The following is a 10733-nucleotide window of genomic DNA, read 5'->3' as shown; positions in this document are numbered from 1 at the left end:
GAGTGGCGAGAATCGAACTCACGGCCTCTTGAACCCCATTCAAGCGCGCTACCAAAACTGCGCTACACCCGGATATCGCGTCCGCCTCCCTACCGAAGCGTGGCGACAGGAAGTATTATACGCGAAACAAGGGTGTTTGTCAACAGTTTTTTGAAAGTTTTGCAGTTTTTTGCAAAACGAGCGGATGTGCGTTATTTCTTTTTCGTCTTCTTGGCGGGAGCATTTACGGCGGCCTCGGCTTCCTGCGCACGCAGGAGCTTATCCTTTTCCAAAAGCGGCTTCAGGTACTGGCCGGTGAAGCTGCCCTCCACCTCAGCCACCTGCTCCGGGGTGCCCTCGGCGACGATGAGGCCGCCCGCGCTGCCGCCTTCGGGGCCGAGGTCGATGATGTGGTCGGCACACTTGATGAGGTCGAGGTTGTGCTCGATGACAATGACGGTGTTGCCCGCATCCACCAGCTTCTGCAGCACTTCGATCAGGCGGTGGACATCTGCGATGTGCAGACCGGTGGTCGGCTCGTCGAGGATGTAGACCGTCTTGCCGGTGCCGCGGCGGGCCAGCTCATTGGCCAGTTTGACGCGCTGGGCCTCGCCGCCGGAAAGGGTGGTCGCACTCTGGCCCAGCGTCACATAACCCAACCCCACGTCCAGCAGGGTCTGCAATTTGCGGGCGATCTTGGGCTGGTTGGCAAAGAAGACCACCGCCTCCTCCACGGTCATGTTCAGAACGTCGGAGATGGTCTTTTCCTTATACTTCACTTCCAGCGTCTCGCGGTTGTAGCGGGCACCCTTGCAGACTTCGCAGGGGACGTAGACGTCCGGCAGGAAGTGCATTTCGATCTGCAGGATGCCGTTGCCCTCACAGGCCTCGCAGCGGCCGCCCTTGACGTTGAAGCTGAACCGGCCGGGGCCGTAGCCGCGCATTTTAGCGTCCTGCGTTTCGGCAAAGACGGCGCGGATATCGTTGAACACCCCGGTGTAGGTGGCCGGATTGGAGCGGGGCGTGCGGCCGATGGGCTGTTGGTCGATGCCGATGACCTTATCGACAAATTCCAGCCCCTCTACCCCGTCGCATTTGCCCGCACGGGCGCGGGCACCGTTCAGCTCGCTGGCCAGCGTCTTGTACAGGATCTCGTTGATGAGGCTGGATTTGCCGGAGCCGGAAATGCCGGTGACGCAGATGAACTCACCCAGCGGGAAGCGGACGTCGATGTTGCGCAGATTGTTCTCCCGCGCCCCCCGGACGGTCAGGTAGTTGCCGCTGCCCGCGCGGCGGATCTCCGGCACGGCGATCCGCTTGCGGCCGGACAGGTAGTCGCCGGTGATGCTCCGCTTGGCCTTGCAGATGTCCTTGACGCTGCCCGCCGCCACGATCTCGCCGCCGTGAACGCCCGCGCCGGGGCCCACGTCCACGATATAGTCGGCGCTGCGCATGGTGTCCTCGTCGTGCTCGACCACGATGACCGTGTTGCCGAGATCCCGGAGGTTTTTCAGGGTCGCAATGAGCTTGTCGTTATCCCGCTGGTGCAGACCGATGCTCGGCTCATCCAGCACGTACAGCACGCCGGAAAGCGCACTGCCGATCTGGGTGGTCAGGCGGATGCGCTGACTTTCACCGCCGGAAAGGGTGCCCGCCGAGCGGGCCAGCGTCAGGTAATCCAGACCCACGCTCTGCAGGAATTGCAGCCGGTTCTTGATTTCCTTCATGATCTGGCCACCGATCTGCCGCTGCTTTTCGGTCAGATTCGGCTCATTTTTTGCAATGAACTCCAGCTCCTCCCGGATGGACATCTCGCAGAATTCACTGATGTTCTTATCCCCGATGGTCACGGCCAGCACCACCGGCTTCAGGCGGCGGCCATGGCAGTCCGGGCACTCGACGCCGGACATGAAGCTGCCGATCTCTTCTTTCATCCACTCGCTGTTGGTCTCGCGGAAGCGGCGCTCCAAGTTCTCGACGATGCCCTCAAAGCTGTTATAGTAGACGCCGCTGCCGAACTCGTTGGTGCGGTGCATCTCGATCTTTTCGCCGTTGGTGCCGTAAAGGATGGCGTTCACGGCCTCGGTGCTCATCTCCTTGATGGGCGTATCCAGCGTGAAGCCGTACTTTTTGCCAAGACCGAGGTAGTACATCTCGGACACCGACCCTTCGGCGTAGTACCAGCCGCTGGCCTTGATGGCCCCCTGCCGGATGGACAGGTTCCGATTGGGCAGGATGCGCTCCTCGTCCACCCGCATAAACGTACCAAGGCCGGTGCACTTTTCGCACGCGCCCAGCGGGTTGTTGAAGGAGAACAGCCGGGGCGACAGGTCGCTGATGGAGATGCCGTGCTCCGGGCAGGCGAAATTCTGGCTGAAGGTCATGCACTCGCCGCCGATGACGTCCACTTCGGCGATGCCGCCGGTGAGGGCCAGCGCCGTTTCCAGCGAATCGGCCAGACGGCCCCGGATGCCCTCGCGCATGGCAAGGCGGTCCACGACGATCTCGACGGTGTGCTTGATGTTCTTTTCCAGCGTGATCTCCTCATCGAGGTCGTAGAGATTTCCATCGACGCGGACGCGGGAGTAGCCGCCCCGCCGGGCCGCGTCCAGTTCCTTCTGCTGGGTGCCCTTACGCTGGCGCACCACGGGGGCCAAGATCTGAAACTTTGTACCCTCGTCCAGCTTCAGGACGGCGTCCACCATCTCGTCCACGGTCTGCTGGCTGATGACCCGGCCGCAGACCGGGCAGTGGGGCACGCCCACGCGGGCGTACAGCAGACGCAGATAATCATAAATTTCCGTCACGGTGCCCACGGTGGAGCGGGGGTTGTGGCTGGTGGTCTTCTGGTCGATGGAAATAGCCGGCGACAGACCGGTGATCTCGTCCACATCGGGCTTGTCCATCCGGCCAAGGAACATCCGGGCATAGCTGGACAGGCTCTCGACGTAGCGGCGCTGGCCGTCGGCGTAAATGGTATCGAAGGCAAGGCTCGACTTGCCCGAACCGGACAGGCCGGTCATGACGATGAGTTTTTCGCGCGGGAGGGTCAGATCTACGTTTTTCAGGTTGTGCTCCCGCGCCCCTTTGATGACGATCTTATCGTTTGCCAAGGTACTTTCTCCCTCTTCTCTGTGTCTGTGCATGGTTTTGCTTGCGCTCCGTTTCGGCGTCGGAGTCCACGGTGGGGTTCTCGCCCCGGCGCAGACGGTCGATCTGGTCGCGCAGGAAGGCCGCGTGCTCAAATTCCAGCAGCTTGGCGGCCTCCTTCATCTCGCGGGTCAGGCGCTCAATGGCCGCTTCGCGCTCCATCTTGCCCATCCGGCGGGTGTTCCGCTTCGCGTTCTCGGCTTTGTCGCTGATCTCGATGGAATCCGGGATGGCTTTCACGATGGTCTTGGGCACGATGCCGTGGGCCTCGTTGTAGGCCATCTGGATGGCGCGGCGGCGCTCGGTCTCGGTGATGGCGCGGTCCATGCTGTCCGTCACCTCGTCCGCATACATGATGACCAGACCTTCGGCGTTGCGGGCCGCGCGGCCGATGGTCTGGATGAGGCTCGTCTCGCTGCGCAGGAAGCCCTCCTTATCGGCGTCCAGAATGGCCACCAGACTGACCTCCGGCAGGTCGAGGCCCTCCCGCAGCAGGTTGATGCCCACCACCACGTCGATGGAGCCGAGGCGGAGGTCTTTGATGATCTCCATCCGCTCGAAGGTATCGACTTCGTGGTGCATATACTTGACCTTGACCCCCTGTTCCGTCAGGAAATCCGTCAGGTCCTCGGCCATTTTCTTGGTCAGGGTCGTCACCAGCACCCGCTCGTTCTTTGCGGTGCGGGCGTTGATCTCGCCCAGCAGGTCGGTGACCTGCCCTTCCACCGGGCGCACCGAGATGAGCGGGTCCAGAAGGCCGGTGGGCCGGATGACCTGCTGGGCCACTTGGGTGCTGTTCTGGCGCTCGTACTCGCCGGGGGTGGCCGAAACGAAGATCATCTGGTTCAGCTTCGACTCCACTTCCTCAAATTTCAGGGGGCGGTTGTCGAACGCCGAGGGCAGACGGAAGCCGTACTCCACCAGCGTTTTCTTGCGGGCATAGTCGCCGCCGTACATGGCGCGCACCTGCGGCAGGGTAACGTGGCTCTCATCCACAAAGAGGAGAAAATCCTCCGGGAAATAATCCAGCAGCGTGGTCGGCATACTGCCCGGCGCGCGGCCCGACAGCACCGCCGAATAGTTTTCGATGCCCTTGCACATGCCCACCTCGGTCAGCATCTCCATGTCGTAATTCGTCCGCTGCTGGATGCGCTGGGCCTCGATGAGCTTGCCCTCGGTGGTGAACTGCTTTACCTGCTGGTCGCACTCGGCGCGGATCTTTTCCAGCGCCTTCGCCTTTTTCTCGGCGCTGACGATGTAGTGGCTGGCCGGGAAGATGGCCACATGCTTGACCACATTCTGCTTGGTCCCCGTGACGGGGTTGAACTCGATGATGCGGTCGATCTCGTCCCCGAAAAACTCCACCCGGATGGCGAGGTCACTCATATAGGCAAGGTAGATGTCCACCGTGTCGCCGTGGACCCGGAACTTGTTGCGGATAAAATTGATGTCGTTGCGCTCATATTGCAGCGTCACCAGCCGCTTGCACAGCTCATCCCTCTCCATTTCCATGCCGGGGCGGAGGCTGATGACCATGCTGCGGTAGTCGATGGGGTCGCCCAGCGAATAGATGCAGGACACCGACGCCACAATGATGACGTCCCGCCGCTCGGACAGAGCCGCCGTCGCCGAATGGCGCAGCCGGTCGATCTCGTCGTTGATGGCGCTGTCCTTTTCAATATAGGTATCGGTGCTGGGGATATAGGCTTCCGGCTGGTAGTAATCGTAGTAGGAAACAAAATACTCCACCGCATTGTCCGGAAAAAAGGACCGGAACTCGGTGCAGAGCTGGGCCGCCAGCGTTTTGTTATGGGCCAGCACCAAGGTGGGGCGGTTGCACTGGGCGATGACGTTTGCCATCGTAAAGGTCTTGCCGCTGCCGGTGACGCCCAGCAGGGTCTGGCACCGGTCGCCGCGCTCCACTCCCTCCACAAGCTGCTGGATGGCCTGCGGCTGGTCGCCCGTCGGGGCATAATTCGACACCAGATGGAACTTCTCGTCTGCCATCACCGCACTCTCCTTTCCGTGAGAACCACAAATAGTTGTGCTTTTTCATGTTCAGTATAGCACAACTATTTTATATTGTAAACAAAAAGATTCAATACGGCCTCAGCATCTCCCCTGTTGCAAAGTCATAGAAGGGCAGCCGATTCTCATCCCGCATGGAGAAGTACTCGCTCTCGGTCAGGATGATGTGGTCCCGCAGATGCACCCGGACCAGCCCCAGCGCCCGCACGATGTTCTCGGTGGCCTGAATGTCCTCCCGCGAGGGCAGGGCCATGCCGTTGGGATGGTTGTGGCAGAGCACCACGCTGTCCGTGCCGCCCTTCAGCGCCGCGGCCACCACGTCCTTGATGGCAAGGCTGACCCGGTCGCCGGTGCCGTCCTTGAGCCAGAGGGTCGCCTTGATGCGGCTGCGGCCGTCCAGCGCCAGCAGCAGCGCCCGCTCCTGCTCCGCTCCGGCAAATAACCGGAGAAGATAGACCGCCAACTGCTCCGTGGTCTTGAAGCTGATCTTCCCGTTGGTGCGGCATTGGGTATAGTATCGGCTGACCGCCGGTAAAAGATGCAGCATCCGCGCTGTGGCGGGGCCGACGCCCTCCACCGTCAGCAGGTCTTCTTCGGTGGCTTCCAGCACCCCGGCAAAATCGCCGAACCGGCCCATGAGGTCATGGGCCAGTTGGTTCGTATCTTTCCGCGCGTTGGTGATGTACAGCAGGTATTCCAGCGCCTCATGGGGTTCCAGACTGTCGAAGCCCTGCTGCTCTACCCTCTTCCGCATCCGCTGGCGGTGCCCTTCGTGGGTCTTCTTTTCTTCGGCCATGGGTCGGCTCCTTTCGCGCATTCTTCCTTCTAATAGTACCCGATTTTTCCCAAAACACAAGAGTCCCGCCCAAATTTTCGCGTTGACTTCGCAAATCCGGTAGTTTATTATAGAAAAAGAGGACCCGATCCTTCGTACGGCCTCTCAGGCGCTTTGCGCCAGCTCCCCTTGCAGGGGAGTCCTTGGCATAAGGACAACCTCTTATTTTTGAATCAAAGGACTCTGTTTTATGAAACAATTTACCGCCACTGCCAACGACGAGGGAGTGCGCCTGTCTCGCTTTGTACAGAGCGTGACCCGCGATTTTCCCACCAGTCTGCTCTATAAAAGCTTCCGCAATAAGCGCATCAAGGTCAACGGCAAAAAGGGTGTCCCCGAAGACCGCCTCAAGGCCGGGGACCTCATTGAGCTGTACATCAACGACGAGTTTTTTCCGCCGGAAGGGACAAAGCCCGCGCCGAAAGCGCCTAAGAAGCAGCCCAGCCAGCCCAAGGTGACCGTCATCTACGAGGATGAGAACATTGCCGTCCTCTATAAGCCCACCCACCTGCTCTGCCACAGCGACCGCACCGGCGACGCCAACCTCGTGGATGCGTTCATCCAGTACCTCGCGCAGAAAGGCGAATACGACCCCCACGGTGAAAACCGCTTCAAGCCCGGCATCTGCAACCGGCTGGACCGCGGCACCGAGGGGCTGGTCATTGCGGCCAAGAGCTACGCCGCCCTGCGGGATATGAACGAGATCATCCGCACCGACCTGCTCAAAAAGGAATACTACACCATCACCGTGGGCATCCCCCAGAGCGGCCGGTTCGCCGCGTGGTGGGAGCACGACGAAAAGAACAACAAGGTCAGCATCCACGCCCACCAGTCGCAGGACGAGCGCCGCAAGCAGATCATCACCGATGTGGATGTTCTGCGCACCGCCGGGCCTTTCGCGCTGTGCAAGATCGGCCTCATCACCGGGCGGACACATCAAATTCGCGCCCACCTCGCCTACCTCGGCAAGCCGGTTCTGGGCGACATCAAATACGGCAACCGCAAGATGAACGAGCGCACCGGCACCAAGACCCAAGCCCTCTGCGCCGTCCGCATCCGTTTCCTCGACATCCCGGAGGAAAACACCCTGCATTACCTCTCCGGCAAGGTCATCAAGCTGAAAGACCCCCAGATCGTCAAACAGTTCGACGCGCTGGATAAGAACAAAGAAAACGCCCATGAATAACTGTTTTGTAGAGACCAGCCGTTTGCTGCTCCGACGGCTGGAAGAGGCCGATTTCCCGGCTTACGCCGCCTATGCCGTGGACGACGAGATGTCCCGGATGATGGGCCGCGCCTTTCTACACGCTGAAACCGATATTCGCCAGAACTTCGACTGGCTCAAGGACAAGGAACCCCGCTGTTACGGCATCGTGGAAAAGGCCAACGAGCAGCTCATCGGCAACCTGAACATCGGTGCCCTCCCGGCTCCCCTTGCTGCCCTGCCGCAATTGCAGGGCAAACGCGGGCAGACGCTTTCCTTCTGCATCCGGCGGGAATCTCAGCGCAAAGGGTATGCCGCCGAAGCCATCCGCGCCGTCATTGCCGAGCTTTTTGACGATGAGCACTTCGATTTCGTCCAGTGCGGGTGTTATTCGTTCAACACGCCCTCCCGGATGTTGCAGGAACGGCTGGGCTTTCAATTTCTGGCCAGCCTCTGCGTTCCCACTCCGCAGGGCGAAGCACAGACCATCGAACACATTTTATGGAACCCAAGGAGGACTCCCATGTCTGATCTGAACGCCTATTTCAAAAGTGTCATCGACCAAGACACCGCTTCGGTCGTGCTGTGCGATCTACAGCACACCATCATTTATATGAACCCCGCTGCCATCCGCAATTATGCGAAGCACGGCGGCGCGCAGCTCATCGGCCGCAGTCTGCTCCACTGCCACAATGCCAGCTCCAACAATCGCATTCAGCAGGTCGTGGACTGGTTCGCGGCCAGCCCGGAGCACAACATCATCTACACCCATCACAACGAGAAGCAGAACAAGGACGTCTACATGGTCGCCCTGCGGGACGCCGATGGCACCCTCATCGGCTACTACGAGAAGCACGAGTTCCGCAGCCCGGAGACCATGGAGCGGTACGCTTTTTAAGAGAACGGGAGGTTCCCATGCAGAAGATCGACCCGGCCCGCTGGCCCCGCGCGGAAAAGTTCGGCTTTTTCTCGGCGGTGTCCCAGCCCTTTTACAGCGCCACCTTCCGGGTGGATGTGACCCGGCTCCACGCCTACACCAAGCGGCATGGCCTTTCGTTTTACTATGCGCTGGTCTATCTGGCTACGAACGCCGTCAATGCCGTGGAGAACTTCCGTTATACCGTCCGGGGCGGCGAGATTTTCCTGCTGGACGAGCGCATCCCCAGCTTTACCGACCTGAAACCCGGCAGCGAGGATTTTTACATCGTCACCCTGCCGCAGGAGCAGACGATGGAGCAGTTCTGCGCCGCCGCCAAGGCCCGCAGCGAGGCGCAGACCCATTTCCTCGACCAAGACGACAAGGAGCTGGACACCCTCATCTATTTTTCCTGCGTCCCGTGGCTGGACCTGACGGCCCTGACCAACGAGCGGGATTTTGACCGGGACGACAACATCCCCCGCATCGCGTGGGGGAAGTACGTGCCGGACGGCACCGGCCGCGAAACGCTGGGGATGTCGGTGGAAGTCAACCACCGCTTCCTCGACGGTGTGCATCTCGGCAGATTCTACCAGACGCTTCAGGCGTCCATCGACGCACTGGAGCCGTAACGGAGGAGTTTTTCGCATGTCCCCCACCCGCGAAGAAGCCCTTGCCCTGAAAGCCCATTTTGAGCAGCTGGCCGGGCGCAGCATTTATGATATTGTGGAAAAGGACAGCTACCGTCCTTCCACGTAAGGCAAAAGCCACGCTTTCGCGTGGCTTTTGCTGTTTTTCTTATCGGTCCCACTTGTCGCAGAGGGCGTTGATCTGGTCGGCGAACTTGGCAAGGTCTTTGTTGGCCCCGCCCTCGTTGTGCTCGATGACCCGCAGCAGCCGCTTGCCCGCGCTGACGAGCCGCTGGAAGACGCTGGCGGCTCGGCTGGCCCCCTCGCTGGACTGATGCTCGATGCGGGCCTTGGTGCCCTCCTGCACGCAGACGGCCCCTTCTGCCCCGATGACCCACTGGGCCCCGTTGTAGGGCGCACAGGCGGTGAAGCCTTCGTCGGTCAGGGTCTGGGCGAAGATATTCTCCACCTCGTCGTCGCCGTGGACGATGAACACCCGCTTGGGCTTGGGGGCAAAGGCGTTGATCCACGCCAGCAGACCGTTTTTGTCTGCATGGCCGGAAAGGCCGGTGAGCTGGCAGATCTCCGCCCGCACCTCGATGGGTTCCCCGAACAGCTTGACGTCCGTTGCCCCTTCGATGAGGGTGCGGCCCAGCGTGCCGACGGCCTGATAGCCCACGAAGAGGATGGTGCACTCCGGCCGCCAGAGGTTGTGCTTGAGGTGGTGGCGGATACGGCCCGCCTCGCACATGCCGCTGGCCGAGAGGATGACCTTCGGTTCCCGGTCGGCGTTGATCATCCGGGATTCGTCGCTGGTCACGCTGACCCGCAGACCGGGGAACTGGATGGGGTCGATGCCCTTTGCCAGCAAAGCGCGGGTCTCGTCGTCAAAGCAGTCCGGGTCGGTATCCTTGAAGATGCGGGTCGCCTCGATGGCAAGGGGACTGTCGATGTACACCGGGAAGTTGCCGTGTCCCTTCACAAGACCCTTTTCCTTGATCTCCCGGATGAAGTAGAGCAGCTCCTGCGTGCGGCCCACCGCGAAGCTGGGAATGACCACATTGCCGCCCCGGTCGAAGGTGCGCTGCAAAATTTTGGTCAGCTCCCCGACATAGTCCGGGCGGGGGCCGTGGAGCCGGTCGCCGTAGGTGGATTCCATCACGACGTAATCTGCGTCGGCGAGGTAGGTCGGGTCCTTGATGAGGGGCTGGTTCTGGTTGCCGATATCGCCGGAGAAAACGAGCTTGGTGGTGGTGCCGTTCTCGGTGACCCAGATCTCGATGCTGGACGAGCCGAGCAGATGACCCACGTCCACAAACTCGATCTCCAAGCCCGGTGCCAGCTCGGTCTTTTTCCCGTACTCCACCCCGCGGAACAACCGGACGGCCGCCTCGGCGTCCTGAATGGTGTACATGGGTTCCACCGGTTCTGCACCGGAGCGCTTGCCCTTGCGGTTTTTCCACTCGGCCTCGAACTCCTGAATGTGGGCCGAGTCCCGCAGCATGATGCCGCACAGCTCCACGGTGGGGTCGGTGGCATAGATCCTGCCCCGGAACCCGTTGCGGACCAGCAGCGGCAGAAGGCCCGTATGGTCGATGTGGGCATGGGTGACCAGCACGCCATCGATCTCTCCGGGGGCCACAGGGATGGGCTGGTTTTCGTACATATCCTTGCCCTGCTCCATGCCGCAGTCGATGAGGTAGCGCTGCCCGGCCGCTTCCAGCAGCGTACAGCTGCCCGTTACCTCGTGGTTCGCGCCCAAAAACGTCAGTTTCATAGATTGCACCCCCTAGTCGATGCTCTCTGCCGCCCGCTGCGCAGACCGGCGGAGCGAAGCAGAAAGAGTTCACCTACATTATACCATACTTTCGCCCTTCAAGCCGCCCAAATCACGGCGGGAATATCAAGCAAAACGCCGAATTCCTGAAAAATTTTTTATACAATCTTGACAAACCACCCCCAACTGAGATAAACTTAATTCGTATGACGTAA

7 protein-coding genes are annotated in these 10733 nt (G+C 60.6%); 3 read left to right on the top strand and 4 right to left on the bottom strand.

From position 1 onward, the window contains the following. Positions 1-191 precede the first annotated feature (191 nt). The 3 genes from uvrA to C4N23_RS13170 all read right to left on the bottom strand — a co-directional run bounded on the left by uvrA (position 192) and on the right by C4N23_RS13170 (position 5953). A complete protein-coding gene (uvrA, locus tag C4N23_RS13180; RefSeq protein ID WP_112146573.1) occupies positions 192-3092 on the bottom strand; it encodes an excinuclease ABC subunit UvrA in 2901 nt (966 codons plus the stop codon). Next, on the bottom strand, positions 3079-5136 hold the full coding sequence (gene uvrB / locus C4N23_RS13175) for an excinuclease ABC subunit UvrB (protein WP_112146572.1): 2058 nt from the start codon (positions 5134-5136) through the stop codon (positions 3079-3081). Before uvrB ends, uvrA begins: the two co-directional genes overlap by 14 nt. Before the next feature lie 91 nt (positions 5137-5227). Then, complete coding sequence (locus tag C4N23_RS13170) at positions 5228-5953, bottom strand: JAB domain-containing protein (RefSeq protein WP_112146571.1); 726 nt, start codon at positions 5951-5953, stop codon at positions 5228-5230. 229 nt (positions 5954-6182) lie between these two features. On the opposite strand from C4N23_RS13170, the gene C4N23_RS13165 reads away from it, so the two are divergent. From C4N23_RS13165 to C4N23_RS13155, 3 genes are read left to right on the top strand one after another with little or no spacing between them, the layout of a single operon-like run. Continuing rightward, complete coding sequence (locus C4N23_RS13165; protein WP_112146570.1) at positions 6183-7178, top strand: RluA family pseudouridine synthase; 996 nt, start codon at positions 6183-6185, stop codon at positions 7176-7178. Further along, positions 7171-8094, top strand: a complete 924-nt coding sequence (locus C4N23_RS13160; protein ID WP_112146569.1) for a GNAT family N-acetyltransferase — start codon at positions 7171-7173, stop codon at positions 8092-8094. Before C4N23_RS13165 ends, C4N23_RS13160 begins: the two co-directional genes overlap by 8 nt. Positions 8095-8111: 17 nt before the next feature. Then, complete coding sequence (locus tag C4N23_RS13155; protein WP_112146567.1) at positions 8112-8744, top strand: CatA-like O-acetyltransferase; 633 nt, start codon at positions 8112-8114, stop codon at positions 8742-8744. Positions 8745-8910: 166 nt separating this feature from the next. Here the strand turns inward: C4N23_RS13155 and C4N23_RS13150 are convergent, their stop codons facing one another. Further along, positions 8911-10518 carry an MBL fold metallo-hydrolase RNA specificity domain-containing protein gene (locus C4N23_RS13150; RefSeq protein WP_112146566.1) on the bottom strand — a complete coding sequence of 536 codons (1608 nt, stop codon included), beginning with the start codon at positions 10516-10518 and terminating at the stop codon, positions 8911-8913. Positions 10519-10733: the final 215 nt, after the last annotated feature.

Source organism: Faecalibacterium hattorii (genome assembly GCF_003287455.1).
GTDB classification, from domain to species: Bacteria; Bacillota; Clostridia; order Oscillospirales; family Ruminococcaceae; genus Faecalibacterium; species Faecalibacterium hattorii.
This window is presented reverse-complemented; position numbering and strand designations above follow the sequence as displayed.